This is a genomic window from Nonomuraea sp. NPDC048901, assembly GCF_040649695.1.
Taxonomy (GTDB): Bacteria; Actinomycetota; Actinomycetes; order Streptosporangiales; family Streptosporangiaceae; genus Nonomuraea.
The window spans coordinates 18,243-36,192 of record NZ_JBEZFW010000032.1; the positions used below are offsets into that span (position 1 = coordinate 18,243).

A 17,950-nucleotide genomic window follows, 5' to 3' on the forward strand; every position below is an offset into this window, starting at 1 on the left:
GACCACCGGGAGAGACCACGATGCGGACCAACGCGACACCGGTAGGCGGGCCCACCGCATGGACCCGGTCCACCCTGCGCGAACAGGACTGGCTGCGGCACATCGACCAACCACTCAGCCGGACCCAACCCGAGTTCCACGTCCCGGCATTGACGCTCCTGGCCGAAAAAGCCAAGGCCGCGCTCGAAGCGGGTCCCGGCCTTGTGGTGATCCGGGGATGGCCGATCGCGGACTGGCCCGAGGAGCGGATCGATCTTCTGTGCTACACGTTCGGCTCGCTCATCGGCACCCCGCGTACCCAGAAGGCCGGTCTGGTGACCACCGGCGAGAACTCCCGCAGGGGCATGGACGACCAAGGGCTGGCCCTCCACACCGACCGGGCCGGGCCGCCCGGACCGCCGCACCTGCTGGGCCTGCTCTGCCTCCGCGCGGCCGTGCGCGGCGGGGAATCCCTGCTGGTGAGCGGCCACGCCGTACACGACCGGCTGCTGGAAGAGCGGCCCGACCTGCTGGCCGAGCTCTATGAGAACTTCCATTTCGGCGCGGGCACGGTCTCGAACTTCGACCGCGTCTACCCCGTCTTCGAGTGGCGCGCGGGGCGGCTTCGCGTCCAGTACAACCGCCACTGGATCGAACGCGGCCAGGAAGCGGCCGGGAAGCCACTGACCTCCGGCGCCGTGGCCGCCCTGGATGCCTTCGACGAGATCCTCGCCGACCGGGACATGGTCCTGCGCTTCCCGCTGCGCCCCTGTGATCTGCTGCTCGTCAACAATGACGTGGTGCTGCACGGCCGTACGGCGTTCACCGAAGACCCGCGCGCCCGTCGCCGCCTGGCCCGGATCTGGCTGGACTGAGCACTCTGAAGACGGATTGACCATATTTCGTTTAACGGAGTATGGTCTCCCGCATGCTCAAGAGATCAACTCTTGCCGTGACCATGCTGTGCGCTGTCACGCTCGCCGGCTGCGCCTCCAGCCCTGAGGCTCAGCCCGCCCAGACGACGACCGCAAGCGGCAAGTCGGACAAGCCGCAGAGGATTCAGTCGGCCATCGCCGACTGCATGAAGCAGAAGGGCTTCCGTTACGTCGCCTGGGTCCCGCAGCCCAAGCCGGAGACGGACACCGAAAAGGCCGTCAGCGGCGACTACGAGGTCATGAAGCGGGTGCGCTCGAAGCAGGGCTTCAATGTCTTCTACCCGGTCGCCGACCCCGCCTCCTTCAAAAAGCAGGCCGCCTACAGCCGCGACGACGATCCCAACTCCCCGATCAGGGACTTGCTGTCGAAGGCACAGTTGGTCAGCTACAGCAAGGTCCTCGACAGCTGCAACGTCAAGGCTCTCAAGGATGTGACCGGCAAGGTCGTCAAGAGCATGGACGACGAGTACGAGCAGTACGAGAAAGCCTACAAAGCCGCCAGCGACCGTGAGCTGAACGGCGACCCCAAGCTGATCGAGCTGGCCGCGACCATGGCTGACTGCGTCAAGGGCAAGGGCTACCGCGTGGACTCCGTCAGCCCGACGAGCATGGCCGATCGCGGCTGGCGAGAGTTCTCGGCGCAGATGAACGCCATCGCCAAGAAGCAGGGCCAGGCCGAGGAAGACGCCGACGAGAACACCGTCTACCAGCCAAAGCTGTCGCAGGCGGCCGCGAATCAGTACCTCGCCAAGGAGATCAAGGCCGCGCTCGACGACCTCGAGTGCGGCAAGGACTTCTACCCCGCTTTCTACCCCAAGGCCGGGCGCATCGGCGACCGCCTCGACTCCGAGTTCGGCCGCTGGAAGCTCTGATCACCCAGCACGATTCGCGTCTTGCGGGGTGATACGCAGACGCTGTCAGCTGGGCTGCCATGCGACCTCTTGACTCATTCTCGCTCCGAGTGAGAACGTTATCAACGTCTGACTGAGAACGTTCTCAAAGGAGTCCTCTGTGACCGACCTGCTGCCGCTCAAACCGATCGAGTCCGACCTGGCCGACAAGATCCGCGCGACGCTCGACCAGCGACCCCAGTTGGCGGAGCTCGTCTCGGACGTCATCGACAAGGGTCTGCGCAATGTGTTCTTCGTGGGCGCCGGCGGCTCGCTCATCGCCGCCTACCCGGCCCACTACCTGCTCGAACGCGAAGGCACCTGGCCCGTCTACAAGCTGCAGAGCGACGAGCTCAACACCGCCCGCCCCCGGCGCATGGGCGAGGGCTCCCTGGTCTTCCTGGCCTCGTACACCGGCAAGACCAAGGAGACCGTCGCCGCCGCGCAGTACGCCAGGAGCACCGGCGCGACCGTGGTCGTGGTGACCCAGGAGGGCGGCCCGCTGGCCGATGCGGCCGACGTGGCCTTCACCGGCAAGAGTGATCTGTTCATGCAACTGGCGGCCTATGCCCTGCTGCGCAGGTCCGGGGTGGAACGCGACTGGGCGCTGCTCGACAAGGCACTCGACGCGCTGCCGGACGCCCTGGTGACCGCCGCGCACGAGGGTGAGGAGCGGGCGCGGGTCATCGCCGAGACGCTGAAGGACGAGCCGATCACGTACGTGCTCGGCTCGGGTCCCAGCTACGCGTGGGCGTACGGGCTGGCCATGTGCTTCCTGCAGGAGATGCAGTGGAAGCACGCGGCGGGCTTCAACTCGGGCGAGTTCTTCCAGGGCGCGTTCGAGGTGGTCAACGACGACGTGGCGGTGATCAACCTGCTCGGCGAGGACCCGTCGCGGGCCATGGCCGAACGGGCCAGACGCTTCCTCGACACGTACGCGACCAAGAAGACCTTCCACATCGACACGGCGGACCTCACGCTGCCCGGCATCCCGAAGGCGTTGCGCGGCGAGGTGTCCCCGCTGGCGATCGCCGTGCTCATGGACCGGCTGGCCCGCCACTACGAGGCGGTGCGCGGCCACGACCTCGACAAGCGCAACTACATGTTCCAGGTGGACTACTGATCTACCCGTTCCAGGAGCGTCGCCGGGCGGCACTCCGCCGCCCGGCGGCACCGCGGGGAAAGGAGCTGGGATTGCCGGTCGAACTCGTCATTTTCGACTGTGACGGGGTGCTCGTGGACAGCGAGCGCATCTCGGTACGCGTCGGCACGGCGGCGCTGCGCGAGCTGGGGTGGTCGATCGACGAGGAGGAGTACGCCGCCCGGTTCGTGGGCTGCAGCGACGAGGAGTGGGAGCGGGTCGTCGGCGACGTTCCGGCGGGGTGGCGCGAGCGGCTGGCGGCGGCGCACGAGGCGGCGCTGACGGCGGAGCTCGTTCCCGTGCCGGGGATCGTGGCGGCGCTGGATGGGCTGAGCGTGCCGGTGTGCGTGGCGTCCAACGGGAGCCACGCGAAGATCCGCCGCAGCCTGGAGCTCACGGGACTGGCGGAGCGGTTCGCCGGGAACGTCTTCAGCGCCGAGGACGTGGAGCGGGGGAAGCCCGCACCCGATCTGTTCCTGTTCGCGGCGAATGCGCTCGGGGTGCCGGCGGAGCGGTGCGTGGTGGTGGAGGACAGCGCTTACGGGGTGATGGCGGCGGAGGCGGCGGGCATGCGCTGCCTGGCGCTGCTCAACGGCCTGGTCTCACCCGCCCGTCTCTCCCCCGCCACCCACGTCACCGACCCGGCCCTCCTGCCGTCCCTGATCGGGCGAGTCTTCAGCGCGTAAGTCTGTTCGAGCGTGGGGATCGGGGGAAGGCAGCTCTTACCCGCCGGATAGATCGAAAATGAGTTCGAGCATGGAAGCCTAGCCTCTCCGCACCGGGCGCACGGGGGCCCACGACGCGAGGAGACTTGCCATGCCCGTTTTGATGTCCTTACGCGCGGCAGCGCTCACCTTGGTGACCGCCGCCGCGCTCGCCTTACCCGTCACACCCGCCCATCCGGCGGCGACGGCGCAACCCAACGTGGTGGTCAGGTGGAACACGGCGCTGCTGGCGGCGGTGCGCAGCGGCACCCTGGGGCCGCCGCTGGTGGCCAGGGCGCTGGCCACCGTGCACACCTGTGCCTATGACGCCTGGGCCGCCTACGATCCGGTCGCTGTCGGCACCCGGCTGGGTGGCACACTGCGGCGGCCCGCCGCCGAACGCACGGACGCCAACCGGGCCCAGGCGATCAGCTACGCGGCCCACCAGGCGGCCGTGGACCTCTATCCGGCGCAGCGGGCGGTGTTCGACGGGTTGATGACCGAGCTGGGCTATGACCCGGCCGACCAGTCCAGCCAGCCGGCCCAGACCGGTCTGGCCGCCTGCACGGCCGTGCTCGAATACCGGCACGCCGACGGCTCCAACCAGCTCGGCGGCTACGCCGACACCACCGGCTACGCGCCGGTCAACGCTCCGATGGTGGTCGCCGATCCGCTGACCACGGTCAACGACCCGAGCCGCTGGCAGCCGCTCACCTTCCGCAACAAGGCAGGCGTGGTGGTCACGCCGCCGTTCCTCGCGCCGCACTGGGGCGGGGTCGCCTCCTTCAGCGGTCACGCGCGCGACCTGGCCGACAAGGTACCCGCGCCGGCGACGTACGGCTCGGCCGCCTACCGTACCCAGGCCGCCGAGATCGTGTCGGGCACCGCCGCGCTGACCGACCGCCAGAAGGCGATCGCGGAATACTGGGCCGACGGGCCCAACAGCGAGACGCCACCCGGCCACTGGTGCCTGTTCGCCCAGCAGGTGTCGGCGCGTGACCATCATGGCCTGGACCAGGACGTGAAGATGTTCTTCGCGCTGGCCAACTCGGTGCAGGACGCCGGGATCGCCTCGTGGGAGGTCAAGCGCGTCTTCGACTCCGTACGCCCGATCACCGCGGTCCGCTTCCTGTACCAGGGGCAGCAGATCGCGACCTGGGGCGGCCGGGTGATCGACGGCGCGACGTGGGTGCCCTATCAGGTGCCGACGTTCCCGACGCCGCCGTTCGCCGAGTACGTCTCGGGCCACAGCACGTTCAGCGCGGCGGCGGCCGAGGTGCTGCGGCGCTTCACCGGCGGCGACACGTTCGGCGGCGAGGCGCTGATCGCCAAGGGTTCGTCGCAGGTGGAGCCGGGGGTGAGCCCCGCCAACGACCTGACGCTGCGCTGGCGCACCTTCAGCGACGCCGCCGACGAGGCCGGGATGTCGCGGAGATATGGTGGCATCCACTTCCGGGCCGGCGACCTGCAAGGCCGTGCCCTCGGCCGGGCGGTGGGCGGCGCGGCATGGCAGCGCGCGGCGGCCTACTGGTCGGGACGCGGCTGAGAGAGCACCACACGTACGTGGTGTGGCACGCCACACCACGTACGACGTGGAAAGCTGCAAATCCCGCCGTGGCCTTCCTCGCCTCCGCCGACAGCAGCTTCATGCTCGGCACCACCCTGTACGTCGACGGCGGCGAGAACCAGTTCTGACTATGGGGCCGTCTCGGCGGGCGGCCGAACGGATCTGGCCGACTCGCGCTCGACGAAGCGGGTGGGCAGGCGGCGGTGTACGAGGCGGCGGTCGGCGCCCTGGACACGGTCCAGGAGCAGGCGGCCCGCCTCCGCCCCCAGCTCGTACACCGGCTGGGCCACCACGCTGAGCGGCGGGGAGATCGCCTCCGCCCAGTCGGCGTCGTCGAAGCCCACCAGCGACACGTCGGCGGGACAGCGCAGCCCCAGCCGCCGCAGCGCCTGGAGCACCCCCAGCGCGAGCAGGCTGTCGAGGGCGAGGATCGCGGTCGGCGGGTCGGGCAGTCCGAGCAGCCGGGTCGTGGCCGCGGCGGCGTCCTCCCTGCGGAAACCCTCGGCGCTGACCAGCTCGGGCCGGGGCTCGATGCCGCTTTCGACCAGGGCGTCGCGGTATCCGGCCGCGCGGGCGCCGACTGTGGTAGCGCCCAGGCGTTCGACGCCGCGCAGCCCCGGGCGGGCCAGCCGGGGCCGCAGCTTCTCATCGCCGCCGGTCAGTAAGGCGATGTTGCGGTGTCCCAGCGCGAGCAGGCGTTCGGTGGCGTCCTTGGCGGCGGCGCGGTTGTCGATGCCGACCGTGTCGGCCTCGAGCCCGGGAACCCGCCGGTCGAGCAGGACGACGGGAATCCCGGCGTCGATGACGTCCTTCAGGGCGTCGCGGTCGGCGGTGTCGGTGGGCGCGACGACCAGACCGTCGACGCGCCGCTCGGCGAGCACGCCGAGCGCCTTGCGTTCGAGCGACAGGTCCTCGTCGGTGTTGACCAGCAGCACCTCCCAGCCGCGCTCGTGCGCCACGTCCGCGATGCCGCGCAGGGCGCGGGAGAAGAACGGGTTCTCGATGTCGGGTACGAGCACGCCGAGCGTGTGGGTCAGCCCGGTGATCATGCTGCGCGCCAGGCTGTTGGCCCGGTAGCCGAGGCGTTCGGCCGCGGCCAGCACCGCCTCGCGGCTCTTGCCGCTCACCGAGCCGTAGCCGCCGAGTGCCCGCCCGGCCGTCGCGGTGGAGACCCCTGCCTCCTTGGCGACGACCTCGATCGACGGCATGCTCCGCCGAGCGCTGCCGCTCATCCGCACCCCCGGTGCTGCTAGATCGTGTCCACACCATCATGCTCCCACTGACGGGAGGCGATCACCGTAGCGGATTTACCGAGGGCTATTGACATGCGTCTCAGCGATTGAGAACGTTCTCACTCAAGCGAGTGAGAACCTTCCCATTCTCAGGAGAACGTGTGCAGCCACGCTTGATTCGCCTGGTGGCCGTCGGGGACAACGTCGTCGACCGCTATCCCGATCTCGGCGTCATGTATCCGGGCGGCAACGCCGTGAACGTCGCCGTGCACGCCCGCCGTACCGGCGCCGAGTCAGGCTACCTGGGCGCGGTCGGCACCGACGAGGCCGGGCGCGTGGTGCGCGACGCGCTGGCCGCCGAGGGCGTGGACCTGTCACTGCTGCGGACGGTGGACGGGCCGAACGCCTTCGCCACCGTCCGTCTCGTCGCGGGCGAGCGCAAGTTCACCGGCGGGCGCGAGGGCGTCTCGCGCTTCCGCCTCTCCCCCGCGGATCTGGTACGGCTGGCGGCGGCCGACATCGTGCACACCGGCGAGTGCTCGTTCCTGGAGGGCCAGCTCGACCAGCTGGCCGCGCACGCCAGGCGGCTGTCGTTCGACTTCTCCGAACGCCCGTGGGACTACGTCGAGGAGCATGCCCGGCACGCCGGGATCGCGATCCTGTCCAGCCCGTCCGGCTCGCGCGACGAGGCGCTCGCGCTGGCGCGGCGGGTACGCGCGCTGGGCCCGGCCACGGTGGCGGTCACCCTCGGTGCCCACGGCGCCGTCCTGGTCTCGGGAGCCGCCGGAGCGGACGAAGCCGCGGGCGACAGCGCCGCTGAAGCCTTAGCGGACTCCAGAGACGTGGTCGCCTGGGGTGCCGCCGAGCCCGTCGCCGTGGTGGACACGCTCGGCGCCGGTGACGCGTTCATCGCCCGCCTGCTGGTCGGCCTGGCCCGCGGCGAGGACCTGCCCGCGCTGGCCGTCGCGGCCACCGCCTACGCCTCCCACGCCTGCACCTCCTACGGCGCCTTCGGACACGAAGCCCCCCTGCCAAGCACCAAGGAGAGCCCATGAACACGCATCGCTGGACCGCCCTACTGCTGGGCACGGCGCTGGTCACCGCCGGTTGCGGCGGCGGCTCGGCCGGCGCGCCCGCCAAGGCCGACCTGTCCGCGCCCAAGGACAGGTCGGGCACGCTGACGATGGTCACCAAGTTCGCCGATCCGAAGTACGCGCCTTACTTCGAGAAGGTCGTGGCGGCGTACAAGGCGGCCAATCCGAAGGTCGACATCAAGCTCGAGCAGGTCGGCGACCAGCCGTACAAGGACAAGATCCGGGTGCTCACGGCGTCGAAGGACCTGCCGGACATCTACTTCTCCTGGGCCGGCGACTTCGCCAACAAGTTCGTCCGGGCCGGGCTGGCCGCCGACCTGACCGGTGTCATCGGGCCCGACACCCCGTGGGGTTCGACGTTCGCGCCGGCCGCGCTGAAGGCGTTCCAGTACAACGGCAAGTACTACGGCATGCCGGTCGACCTCGACGGCAAGTACCTCGCCTACAACAAGGCGGTCTTCTCCAAGGCGGGCGTCCAGGTGCCCAAGACGTTCGAGGAGCTGCTGACCGCCTGCGACACGCTCAAGTCCGGAGGCGTGCAGCCGATCGCCTTCGGCAACCAGTACGGCTGGGCGGCCATCCACTTCATCACCCAGCTGAACGCCTACGACGTGTCCCCCAAGACGCTGGAGACCGACTACGCCCCGGCGACGGGCGCCTTCACCGATCCCGGCTATGTCACGGCGCTCAAGCAGTTCGGCGAGCTGGTGTCCCGCTGCGGCACCAAGGACGCCAACGGGCTGTCGCACGAGACCGCGCAGGCGCAGTTCCTGTCCGGGAAGGCGGCCATGCACTATCTGGAGTCGGTCGAGTTCGACGTGCTCGACAAGTCGGAGCTCGACTGGAGCTTCCTGCGCCTGCCCGCCCCGGCGAGCGCCCCCGGCGACACGAACGCGCTGACCGGCGCCCCCGACGGCTTCCTGGTCAACGGTCAGAGCAAGAACGCGGGCCTGGCCGTGGACTTCCTGAAGTTCCTGTCCAGCAAGGAGAACGCGGCCACGATGACCAAAGACATCGGCTGGCTCAGCCCGGTCAAGGACTCGGCCACCTCCGCGAACTCCTACCCGCAGCTCACCGACGCCCTGGAGGACATCGGCAAGGCCGGCAGCTTCGCCATCTGGCTGGACACGATCACCAACGCCGAGGTCGCCAGTGCGTACCTGTCCGGGGTCGAGGGCATGCTGTCCGGCTCCCGTACCCCCGAGCAGGTCATGGCCGGCGTCCAGAAGGCGGCGGCCAAGGCCAAGAAGGAAGTCGGGTGACCGTGCTGAGGCGGTGGCGGGCCTGGGCCTGGGTGCTGCCCGCCGTCGTCCTCCTGCTGGTGTTCGTCTACTACCCGATCGCCGACAACCTGCGGCTGAGCCTGTTCTCCTGGAACGCCTTCTCGCCCGAGCCCCGGTTCGTGGGCCTGGACAACTACGCCGAGGCGTTCGGCGACCCGGTGTTCTGGCGGGCGCTGGGCAACAACGCCGCCTACGCCGTGGTCTCGCTGGTCTTCCAGGGCGGGCTGTCGCTGGTGCTGGCCGCGCTGCTGGAGGAGCTCGTCGGGCGGCGGACGCGCGGCCTGCTGCGCACGCTCTACTTCATCCCGGCCGCGATGTCGATCACGGTCGTGGGCGTGCTGTTCTCCTTCCTGTACAACCCTCGGTACGGCCTGCTGAACGAGGCGCTCAACGGCCTCGGTCTCGGCCACCTGGCCAGAGCCTGGCTGGGCGAGGAGAGCTCGGCCATCTGGAGCGTCATCGCGATGAGCCAGTGGCAGTCGGTCGGCTACACCGCCGTGCTGTTCGTGGTGGCCATCCAGCGCATCCCCCGCGAGTACTACGAGGCCGCCAAGGTCGACGGCGGCGGCCCGGTCCGTACGTTCTTCTCCATCACGCTGCCGATGGTCAGGGAGATGACGACGCTGGTGGTCATCCTCACGATCTCGGGCGCCTTCCTGGTGTTCAACGAGGTCATGGTGATGACGGCCGGCGGTCCCGACAACTCCAGCCAGGTGCTCGGCACGTGGCTGTACCGCAAGGCGTTCATGGAGGACGACATGGGCTACGCGGCCACCGTCGCCACGGTGATCTTCGTCATCACGTTCGCCATCGCGGCCGGGCAACTGGCCGTCTCCCGCCGCCGGAGGTACGACTCGTGATCTCGACCAGCCTGACCCGCCCGGCCGTGGTACGCGCGCAGGCCCCCATACGGCTGCGGGCGGTGGTGGGGCGGCTGCTGGGGTGGAGCCTGCTGGCCGGGTTCGGGATCGCCGTGCTCTATCCGGTGCTGTGGATGGTGCTCAGCGGGTTCAAGGACAACCAGGAGATCTTCAACCAGCCGTGGGGGCTGCCCGGCGAGCTGCGCTGGGACAACTGGGCGCGGGCCTGGGACCTGGGTGTCGTCCGCTACTTCACCAACAGCGTGATCGTCACCTCGGCGTCGATCGTGGCCACGACGCTGATCAGCGCGTGGGCGGCTTACGGGATGTGCCGGTTGCGGCTGCCGTTCGGGAACGGGGTGGCGTTGCTGGTGCTGGGCGGGCTGCTGCTGTCGCCGACGGTGGCGCTGATCCCGCTCTTCCGCCTGCTGACGTCGATCGGGCTCTTCGACACGTACTGGGCATTGATCGTGCTTTATACCGCTTTTCGGGTGCCTTTCACGATTTTCCTGATCCGGGCGTACATGATCGAGCTGCCACGCTCCGTGGACGAGGCGGCCACCATCGACGGCGCGTCCACCACGCAGATCTTCTGGCGGATCATCCTGCCGATGTCGCGGCCCATCCTGGTGTCGGCGGCGCTGCTGCAGGCACTGTTCGCGTGGAACGAGTTCGCGTTCGCGCTGGTGTTCGTCAGCGACGACGCGCTGAAGACGCTGCCGGTCGGGCTGATGGCCATGCAGAGCCGCCTGCTCACGGACTGGCCGGTGATGATGGCGGGGCTGACCATGGCCGCGCTGCCGACGATCGTGCTGTTCCTGATCGGCCAGCGCCAGTTCCTGCGCGGCCTCACGGAAGGCGTCGGCAAGTGACCGCACGGCCCTGACGCCTCCATCCCTCCTCAGGAGTGCCAACCTTTCGCCGCGCCCACAGCGTCTGGAGGTTATCGACTTGAGGAGAGACGTTGGATCGCGATGCCAGTTTCCAGGCGTTCGTGGACGCTCACCAACGCCCGTTGATGCGCCTGGCCTATCTGCTCACCGGAGAGGTCCACCTCGCGGAGGACCTCGTGCAGAGCGTGCTGGTCCGCATGATCGGGCGGTGGGCGAAGTTAGGCCACATCGACAACCTCGACGCGTACGCGCGCAAGACCATGGTGAACCAGTACATCTCGTGGCGGCGGCGCCGCGGCTCCGACGAGGTGCCGAGCGCGGAGCCGCCCGACCGCGCCTACTCGCCCGAGGACTCCGCCGTCCTGCGGATCGTCCTGCGTCAGGCACTCATGCGGCTGACGCCCAAGCAGCGCGCGGTACTCGTCCTGCGCTTCTACGAGGATCGGACCGAACGTGACGTCGCCGACCTGCTGGGCTGCTCCGTCGGCACCGTGAAGAGCCAGGCGCACCACGCCCTGGCCCGCCTGCGCGCGCTGGCACCCGAGCTGGCGCCGAGACTGCCCGTTATGGACGACCACAGTGCGGAGGCACGCCGATGACCTGGCTCGGAGAGCAACTCGGCCGCATCGCGGACGACATGCCGGAGCGCGATCTGGCCGCCAGGGCGCTCGAGATCCACCAGCGCCGGCGGCGTAACTTCATGGCGCTCACCGCCGCCGCGGTGGTCGTGGTCACCGTGCTCGCCGCCACCGTCGCGGTACGGGCGCTGCCCGCGGAGCCGCGCGCCGCCGCTCCCCCGCCCGAGCAGTCCACCATCACGGTCGGCATGATGACGACCCTGGAGTCGGTGCCCGTTGTCGTGGCCCTGAACAAGGGCTATTTCAAGGAGGAAGGGCTGACGGTGGAGTGGAGGAGCATCCCCGGCGTGGCGGCCGCGGTGTCCCTGGCCGAAAGCGGCATCGCGGATCTGGCGCAGACCGACTACGCCACGGTCTTCACGGCGAATGAGGCGGGCAAGAAGTTCAAGATCGTTTCCAGTCTGCACCAGGCCGCGCCAGGAAGCTTCGCGATCGCCGTGGACACCAAGTCCAAGATCAGGACGGTGACCGACCTCAAACGCAAGAGGGTCGCGATCTCGGGCCTCTCGGGGCTCGGGCAGTTGACGCTGACCGCCGTGCTGAAGCGGGCCGGACTGACCTTGGGGGACGTCCGGCTGGCCGTGGTGCCCGATTCCGATATGCTCCGCGTGCTGGGCAAGGGGCAGGTTGACGCTGCCCTGCTGGCCGAACCCCTCATCAACGTAGGCCGCGAGGTCAAGCGCGTGCGGATTGTGGCTGACCCGATGACCCAGGAGTTCGCGAACCTGTACACCGGAGGCATGATGGCCACCGACGAGTGGGTTCGCGAACACCCTCGCACGGTGGCGGCCTTCCAACGCGCGCTGGTCAAGGCGCAGCGCCTAATCGCGACCAACCCCCAGCAGATGCGCGACGCTCTGTATAGATTCGCCAGGGTCCCCCAGAAATGGGCGGCAGGCGTCGCATTCGGCTCCTATCCCGCCCATCTGGACCTGACAGAACTCCAGCGGGTCGCCGATCTGGCCCGCGCCTACAAGTTGATCAAACACCCGGTAGACGTCAGGAACACCGTTGTGAAGGGCGGGTGAGCCCGGCTGAGCGCCGGGCTCAGGCGGCGTCGGCTCTCGGCGCTCGACTCCCGCCCGGCTCCCGGCTTTCGACCTCGGCGCTCGGCCTCCGCCCGCCTTCCGGCTTTCGGCTGCTACGGCGCCGGGAACAGCTCCGGCAGGGCCGTCATGGCGATCGGGTGGAGCCGCTCAGCGTGCTCCTGCTCCACCGACCGGTACGGCCAGCGGACCCGGGTACCGATCTCCGCCCAGCCACCGACATGGGCGAGGAACTTGTCGAGCGCCGGATTGGCGTACCCACCGGACGCCAGCGGTTGGACGTGCTCGGCGAAGAACAGCCCGATCCGGCGCTCCACATCGCGCGCCGCCGCCTGGTCGGCGCGCATGAGGTGCTGCCACGCCATGGCGCCGGCCGGACTGAACGCCGCGATGTTGGAGTACGACCCAGCCGCGCCCAGCTCCATACCGGTGGCAAGGGTGTGCCCCGCCACGAACACCGGCAGATCGGCCGCCTCGGTTCGCATCTCGCGATACCAGCCCGCATCGCCCCCCGCGACCTTCACCCCGACCAGCGCGGGAACCCGTGCGGCCAGCATGCCGAAGTCGGCGGGCGTGAGACGGGTCTTGGCGTGCGGCGGGTTGTACAGAACCAGCGGCACGGGGTCGGCAACCTCGGCGACCCGCTCAAGGAAGGCCACCACCTCGGCCAAGGACGGCGGCGCCCAGTCCGGCAGGATCACCTGGATGGCGCCGGGGTGGAGCGCACAGGCGAGCTTCACTCGTCGCAGGCAGGTGGTTGCGCTCATATGACTGGCGCCTATCTGGTACGGCAGACCGGCGCAACGCTCCGCGAGCAGCTCGTTGACCTGCTGGTATTCCTCATCGGTTATGGCGTGGAACTCCCCCGCCGTGCCGTGGGCGTACACGCCGTCCAGGCCCGCCACGGCCAGCCGGTCCAGCTCGTCGGCCAGCCGGGCGAAGTCGATGGAGTCGTCGGGGCGGAGCGGCAGCAGGACGGTGCCCCACGTACCACCGAGCGTCTTTCGCGTAAGAAGTGTCGTCATACGCCGAAATATCATCAGACACCGGTGCGGCATGGGTAGACGCGACGGCTCATGGGGGCTACTCGTCGAGGGCGGCCACCGCAGACGTGATGATGCTGCGGGCCGCTTTGCCGTACACCGCAAGCCTTGCCAGCTTCGTGAACACGTCGGCGTACATCACAAGCTCGTGGGGCTGCGTGACCGTCAGATGGCCGGAGACGAGTTCGACGGTCACCTCGGCCTCGTCGAACATGAAGAAGCCCTCTGTCGGCCAGATCGTGGACCGGTCGGCTCCCAGAGGGATGATTCCCAGGGAGATCGACGGCAAGATGCTCACGCTCAGGAGATGGCCGAGCTGCGCGGCCATGACGTCGACGCCGCCTATGGGCTGGCGGAGCACGCTCTCTTCCAGGATGACCGCGATACGCCGGCCACCGTCGTGGACGACGTTCTGCTTGTTCACGCGGACCTGGACGGCCTCCTCAATGTCGTCAGGCAGCCCTCGGCGATGCATGAGGGATGTCAGTAACACCGCAATGTAGGCAGCGGTTTGCAGCGGACCAGGGATGAGCTGGGAGGAGTAGATACGGAAGTGCCGGGTCCGTTCCCAGGTGGGGATGACGGACTCCTGCGCGGCCTTCAGGCCCGTGCGTTCCATCTCCCTCCACTCCACGAACATGCCCTCGATGGCCTCCAGAGAGGCAATCAGGTCTCCTGCCTGATCGGGCACGTCGCAGCGCCCGCACCACACGCGGATGTCGGCGGTTGAGGGGGTTCGGCGGGCGTTCTCAATCCGGCTGACCTTGGAGGGGTGCCAACCGGCCAGTTCCGCGAGGTCTCGGCCGCTCATTCCGGCGTCGGTCCGGAGCTTGCGGAGCTTGGCCGCTAACACAGTCGCTGCGTGCTGGGCGCTGGAGGACGAGAGGGACATGGTCGACTTGATCAGGCAGGCCGGTACTGGTCGTGCGGTATGGCGCGTCGCCACACGGTCTCGAACGCCTCGGCACTGAATTTGATCACGTCAATGTCGGTGACATGCTCGACGTCCAGCCAATCCCCCTCGCCAGTGAAGTGGTTGATCAGCAGCACCTCCCCGTCGAACAGCCAGAAGTCATTGCCGGGGAGGGCCAGGTCAGAGGTTTTTCGGCGTGGCAGCCACCGGACCTCCTCACCGGCCCGGACATTGGGGAAGGTGACGTCGTACTCGTAGCGGATGTAGTTGCTGATTGGCTCGGACACGATGCGCGCTCGTCGTACCTCGACACCACGGGCGATGACGTCGGCGATTTTCTGCAGCCAAGGCCGCCACCACGATGATCGATCCTCTGGATCGAGTCGGTGACCGGCTTGCCAGGCGTGGTAATCGGGGTCGTCGAGCATGTAGCCGTCGCGCATCTCCAGGTGAAGTGCGGAGCGGCGGCATTGCCGGAGGGCTTCGTCGACACGTTCGGCTGGGGTCACTGCTCGGCCTTCGGCAGGAATTGGAGCATTCGCAGGGGGATCCGGATGACGGCCTCCCCCGGGGGGATGTCTCCGACCTCCCCAACGGCTACGAGGTCTGTGAGGGTGTAGCCCTGCACGATGAGGTCGCCGGTGTTCTGATCTTGCCACAGAGTGGGCGACCCGCCGCTTGGACTGTCGGGATCCTTGCCAAGGAACCGGAGCGTCATGGAAGTCCCCTTCCTAGGAGATCGAGTACCCGCGTGCCGTAGCTTGCGTCCTGCCGCGCCCCCGCCTCAACACGATTGCCAGAAGTTGCCAAAGTGAATCAGCGCTGTCCTCCCCCCAAGATGGACGCGCGCAATGAGCGGCAATGGCATTGAGCCTGGTCAACCCGTCTTCATAGCTTCCCATCATCAGCCCGCAGGCAGGACCCCACGCACCCCCACGAAAGGGAAGACAGCATGGGCGGAAAGCACGAAGACCCCAACAGCCCCAAGGATAAGGAGGTCACCGGTAAGGAGGGCGGCACCGGCAGCACCAACGACCACCACCAGGAACCCCAGGGCGACCACGCCAAGGGCAAGAAGTGACCGCGACCCCCGAACGCCTCGACCGGCTCATCGCAGCCCTCGACCCTGAAGAGGCCGGCGACATCGGCGAGCCCATCAAGGACGCGGTGCGCGCTGTGCCGCGCCACCTGTTCATCCCCCCGGTCGGTCTGGTCGTCGAAGAGGGGGAGCCGTACCTGATAGACCGGGAAGCCGATCCCGGCACCTGGTGGGACACCGTCTACTCGCGCAGCATCATCGTCACGCAACTCGACGACGGCGCCACCGAACTGAGCGAACTGCGGGGCGACTCCACCTCGTCGGCCTCCGCACCGTCCACGGTCGCCGACCTGCTCAACCACTTGCGGCCGGAGCCGGGTCACCGAGTGCTCGAAGTCGGCACCGGCACCGGATACACCGCCGCGCTGCTGTCCCATCTCGTCGGAGATCAGGGGGAGGTGACCTCCATCGAGGTGGACCCACAGGTGGCCGAGCGGGCGGCGAAGAACCTCGCCGCGTCCGGGACTCATGCGCGACTGCTCATCGGCGACGGCGCGCTCGGCTGCCCGGATGGGGAGCCGTACGACCGGGTGCACGTCACCTGCGGCATCCGTACGATTCCGTACGCCTGGGTGAAGCAGACCCGCCCCGGCGGCGTGATCGTGCTGCCGTGGCATCCCGGGTACGGCACCAGCCACGCGCTACGCCTGGAGGTGCGGGACACCGGGACCGCCGTCGGGCGGGTGGTCGGGTATGCCGGCTACATGATGATGCGGTCGCAGCGTCTGAGGCCGGGCGAGGACCCGCCGCCGGGCGAAGGGCGTCGGCATTACCGGACGGCGCTCGACCCGCGAGCGCTCGACCGGCTGGGCGCGGGCGCGGATCTGGCCATCGGCGCGCTGACGGGTCTGCGGTCGCACACCACCGAGGGTGCCGATGAGGACGGCGAATACGTGCGCACGTGGGTCTACGATCCGGACGACGTCCGCTCGTGGGCGGTGGCCACGTGGCGGCCCGGGAGTGTGGATCACGGGGTTCAGCAGGTGGGCGACCGGCCTGTGTGGGATGAGGTCGTCCAGGCGTACGCGCGGTGGGTGAGCTGGGGCGAGCCGCACTGGCGCCGCTACGGCCTCACCGTCGCGCCGGAGGGCCAGTCGATCTGGCTGGATACGCCGGGACGGGTGCTGAGTAGCACCTGAGTCCTGAGCGGGCGCGCGGCGGCGCGCGTCTTCTTTGACGCGTTCCGCCGCCGCGCCGCCAATTCGTGCACGAGTCGACGCATAACGGCCGAAGCGCCTGCGTACCTCTCCCTCCTGCCGCGCAGGTCGAAAGCGGCGCGCTGGATCTGGCGCAGCCCGACTACCCCACGGTCTTCCCTCATCGGACATGGCGTGGAGTTCCCCCGCCGTGCCGTGGGCGTACACGCCTCCCAAGCCCACCACCCCCAGCCGGTCCGGCCCATGTCGATGGAGTCGTCAGGGCGGAGCGGCAACAGGACGGTGCCCCACGTACCACCGAGGGACTTTTGCATAAGAAGTGGCGGCATACGCCGAAATATCGTCAGATGCCGGTGTGACTTGGATAGGTGATCCAGGATGTGAAGGGTGACTGCGGCGGCTGGCGCTGATGAGTCCTGAGGCGCTGAGGCGATGGATGGACGACGCCGGGCGCGTCGCGACGCGTCATGGGCACGGTGCTGCGGGCGAGGTCGAGCGCCGTGCTGTGGGCGGGGTCGAGCGCGGCGCGACGCGTGCTGCGGATGAGCCTGCGGCCCCGCCGACCGGCTTGACCGTCGAGGACTGCCTGGGCGCGGGCTTCCGGCCGTACGGCAACTGCCTGAGGCGCTCCCGTGCGGGCGTCACGGTACGCGTCTACTTCTCCTATGACGCACGACACCACGCCGTGCTGCTCGAAGCGCGCCGAGGCAGGCGCGGGACGTTCGTGTGGATCGACGGCCGCCGGGCGCCGGCGCCGGTCGGTCTCGACGGCGGCGTCAGGAGTGCGTCGTTGGCGCATTGGCTGGAGCATCGCTTCACCATGAGGGTCCTGGGCGACGGAGAGGACCCGGCGCTCGCCCTGTCGATGTGGGGCTGGATGACCGAAGTCGGGCGCATCGCGGCGCGCGACCGGCGCGGATGGGCGCAGGAATACCCGGCTCCGCCCGCGGGCGTGACGCCTGCCGACTACCGGGAGCTGGGCTCCGAGTTCGAGGACGAGCGGTGCGCGTTCAACTACCTCGACGAGACGGGGAAGAGCACAATCCGTGTCTTCTTCTCCGCCGATCTTCGGCATCAAGCCATGTTGATCGGGGGGCCGGACTGGTTCGGTACGCTGCTCTGGGTCGACGGCGAGCCGGTGCCGGTGCCGTGTGACCAGGGCTTTGGTCCGTTGTGCGAGCAGTTCGCCGAATGGCTGGACGATCGCTTCGTCTGTACCGAGATCGGCGGCCTTTGGGATCATCCGCTCTACGATCCGGCCAAGATCAATTTGCTCGGTGAGATCCGCGGGCTGCTGATCTGGGACGCGTTGCGGCGTGTCCGGCACATCGTGCTTCCCCGCCCGACCGAGGCGTGGCGGAGCCCGATGCTGCGGGTGTCGGGCGACTCGTGGCGTATATATCCGGATGGCCAGGCGTACCAGCAGGACCGGCCCGACCGCGTGCTGCCGATTCCCCGCTGAGACAGGACCTTCTG

The 17,950-nt window shown here is 68.8% G+C and carries 20 protein-coding genes; 15 read left to right on the forward strand and 5 right to left on the reverse strand.

Features of this window, described 5'->3' with window-relative positions:
• Positions 1 to 20: 20 nt before the first annotated feature.
• The 6 genes from AB0C30_RS55130 to AB0C30_RS55155 all read left to right on the forward strand — a co-directional run bounded on the left by AB0C30_RS55130 (position 21) and on the right by AB0C30_RS55155 (position 5,344).
• The gene (locus AB0C30_RS55130) at positions 21 to 854 is read left to right on the forward strand and encodes a TauD/TfdA family dioxygenase (protein ID WP_357960185.1); all 834 of its coding nucleotides are present in this window, start codon (positions 21 to 23) and stop codon (positions 852 to 854) included.
• Positions 855 to 907: 53 nt separating this feature from the next.
• Positions 908 to 1,786, forward strand: a complete 879-nt coding sequence (locus tag AB0C30_RS55135; RefSeq protein WP_357960188.1) for a hypothetical protein — start codon at positions 908 to 910, stop codon at positions 1,784 to 1,786.
• A gap of 139 nt (positions 1,787 to 1,925) precedes the next feature.
• The gene (locus AB0C30_RS55140) at positions 1,926 to 2,927 is read left to right on the forward strand and encodes an SIS domain-containing protein (RefSeq protein ID WP_357960191.1); all 1,002 of its coding nucleotides are present in this window, start codon (positions 1,926 to 1,928) and stop codon (positions 2,925 to 2,927) included.
• A gap of 71 nt (positions 2,928 to 2,998) precedes the next feature.
• A complete protein-coding gene (locus AB0C30_RS55145; RefSeq protein ID WP_357960194.1) occupies positions 2,999 to 3,631 on the forward strand; it encodes an HAD family hydrolase in 633 nt (210 codons plus the stop codon).
• A gap of 130 nt (positions 3,632 to 3,761) precedes the next feature.
• Positions 3,762 to 5,195, forward strand: a complete 1,434-nt coding sequence (locus AB0C30_RS55150; RefSeq protein WP_357960197.1) for a vanadium-dependent haloperoxidase — start codon at positions 3,762 to 3,764, stop codon at positions 5,193 to 5,195.
• A complete protein-coding gene (locus tag AB0C30_RS55155; protein ID WP_357960199.1) occupies positions 5,156 to 5,344 on the forward strand; it encodes a hypothetical protein in 189 nt (62 codons plus the stop codon). The genes AB0C30_RS55150 and AB0C30_RS55155 overlap by 40 nt, the downstream gene beginning before the upstream one ends.
• Here AB0C30_RS55155 and AB0C30_RS55160 read toward each other — a convergent pair whose 3' ends face one another.
• Positions 5,345 to 6,448, reverse strand: a complete 1,104-nt coding sequence (locus AB0C30_RS55160) for a LacI family DNA-binding transcriptional regulator (protein WP_357960202.1) — start codon at positions 6,446 to 6,448, stop codon at positions 5,345 to 5,347.
• Between the two features lie 161 nt (positions 6,449 to 6,609).
• On the opposite strand from AB0C30_RS55160, the gene AB0C30_RS55165 reads away from it, so the two are divergent.
• The 6 genes from AB0C30_RS55165 (at position 6,610) to AB0C30_RS55190 (ending at position 12,244) form a co-directional block, all read left to right on the forward strand.
• Complete coding sequence (locus tag AB0C30_RS55165) at positions 6,610 to 7,503, forward strand: PfkB family carbohydrate kinase (RefSeq protein ID WP_357960204.1); 894 nt, start codon at positions 6,610 to 6,612, stop codon at positions 7,501 to 7,503.
• Positions 7,500 to 8,804, forward strand: a complete 1,305-nt coding sequence (locus AB0C30_RS55170; RefSeq protein ID WP_357960207.1) for an extracellular solute-binding protein — start codon at positions 7,500 to 7,502, stop codon at positions 8,802 to 8,804. The genes AB0C30_RS55165 and AB0C30_RS55170 overlap by 4 nt, the downstream gene beginning before the upstream one ends.
• Entirely contained in the window at positions 8,801 to 9,685 is an 885-nt protein-coding gene (locus AB0C30_RS55175; protein ID WP_357960210.1) for a sugar ABC transporter permease, read from the forward strand. Before AB0C30_RS55170 ends, AB0C30_RS55175 begins: the two co-directional genes overlap by 4 nt.
• Entirely contained in the window at positions 9,682 to 10,557 is an 876-nt protein-coding gene (locus AB0C30_RS55180; protein ID WP_357960213.1) for a carbohydrate ABC transporter permease, read from the forward strand. The genes AB0C30_RS55175 and AB0C30_RS55180 overlap by 4 nt, the downstream gene beginning before the upstream one ends.
• Before the next feature lie 92 nt (positions 10,558 to 10,649).
• Positions 10,650 to 11,177, forward strand: a complete 528-nt coding sequence (locus tag AB0C30_RS55185) for a SigE family RNA polymerase sigma factor (RefSeq protein WP_357960215.1) — start codon at positions 10,650 to 10,652, stop codon at positions 11,175 to 11,177.
• Complete coding sequence (locus AB0C30_RS55190) at positions 11,174 to 12,244, forward strand: ABC transporter substrate-binding protein (protein WP_357960218.1); 1,071 nt, start codon at positions 11,174 to 11,176, stop codon at positions 12,242 to 12,244. Before AB0C30_RS55185 ends, AB0C30_RS55190 begins: the two co-directional genes overlap by 4 nt.
• Before the next feature lie 113 nt (positions 12,245 to 12,357).
• Here the strand turns inward: AB0C30_RS55190 and AB0C30_RS55195 are convergent, their stop codons facing one another.
• The 4 genes from AB0C30_RS55195 to AB0C30_RS55210 are packed head-to-tail and all read right to left on the reverse strand — an operon-like array spanning position 12,358 to position 14,936.
• Positions 12,358 to 13,287 (reverse strand): dihydrodipicolinate synthase family protein, encoded by a 930-nt coding sequence (locus AB0C30_RS55195; RefSeq protein WP_357960221.1) that lies wholly within the window; start codon positions 13,285 to 13,287, stop codon positions 12,358 to 12,360.
• 58 nt (positions 13,288 to 13,345) lie between these two features.
• Positions 13,346 to 14,197 (reverse strand): helix-turn-helix transcriptional regulator, encoded by an 852-nt coding sequence (locus tag AB0C30_RS55200; protein WP_357960224.1) that lies wholly within the window; start codon positions 14,195 to 14,197, stop codon positions 13,346 to 13,348.
• A gap of 11 nt (positions 14,198 to 14,208) precedes the next feature.
• On the reverse strand, positions 14,209 to 14,727 hold the full coding sequence (locus AB0C30_RS55205) for a DUF6879 family protein (RefSeq protein ID WP_357960228.1): 519 nt from the start codon (positions 14,725 to 14,727) through the stop codon (positions 14,209 to 14,211).
• A complete protein-coding gene (locus tag AB0C30_RS55210) occupies positions 14,724 to 14,936 on the reverse strand; it encodes a hypothetical protein (RefSeq protein WP_357960231.1) in 213 nt (70 codons plus the stop codon). Before AB0C30_RS55210 ends, AB0C30_RS55205 begins: the two co-directional genes overlap by 4 nt.
• 234 nt (positions 14,937 to 15,170) lie before the next feature.
• Between AB0C30_RS55210 and AB0C30_RS55215 the strand changes: the two genes are divergently transcribed.
• The 3 genes from AB0C30_RS55215 to AB0C30_RS55225 all read left to right on the forward strand — a co-directional run bounded on the left by AB0C30_RS55215 (position 15,171) and on the right by AB0C30_RS55225 (position 17,936).
• Entirely contained in the window at positions 15,171 to 15,299 is a 129-nt protein-coding gene (locus tag AB0C30_RS55215) for a hypothetical protein (RefSeq protein WP_357960234.1), read from the forward strand.
• Positions 15,296 to 16,456: a methyltransferase domain-containing protein gene (locus AB0C30_RS55220; protein ID WP_357960238.1), complete on the forward strand. Its 1,161-nt coding sequence runs from the start codon at positions 15,296 to 15,298 to the stop codon at positions 16,454 to 16,456. Before AB0C30_RS55215 ends, AB0C30_RS55220 begins: the two co-directional genes overlap by 4 nt.
• A gap of 454 nt (positions 16,457 to 16,910) precedes the next feature.
• Positions 16,911 to 17,936: a hypothetical protein gene (locus tag AB0C30_RS55225; protein ID WP_357960240.1), complete on the forward strand. Its 1,026-nt coding sequence runs from the start codon at positions 16,911 to 16,913 to the stop codon at positions 17,934 to 17,936.
• The last annotated feature ends 14 nt before the right edge of the window (positions 17,937 to 17,950 follow it).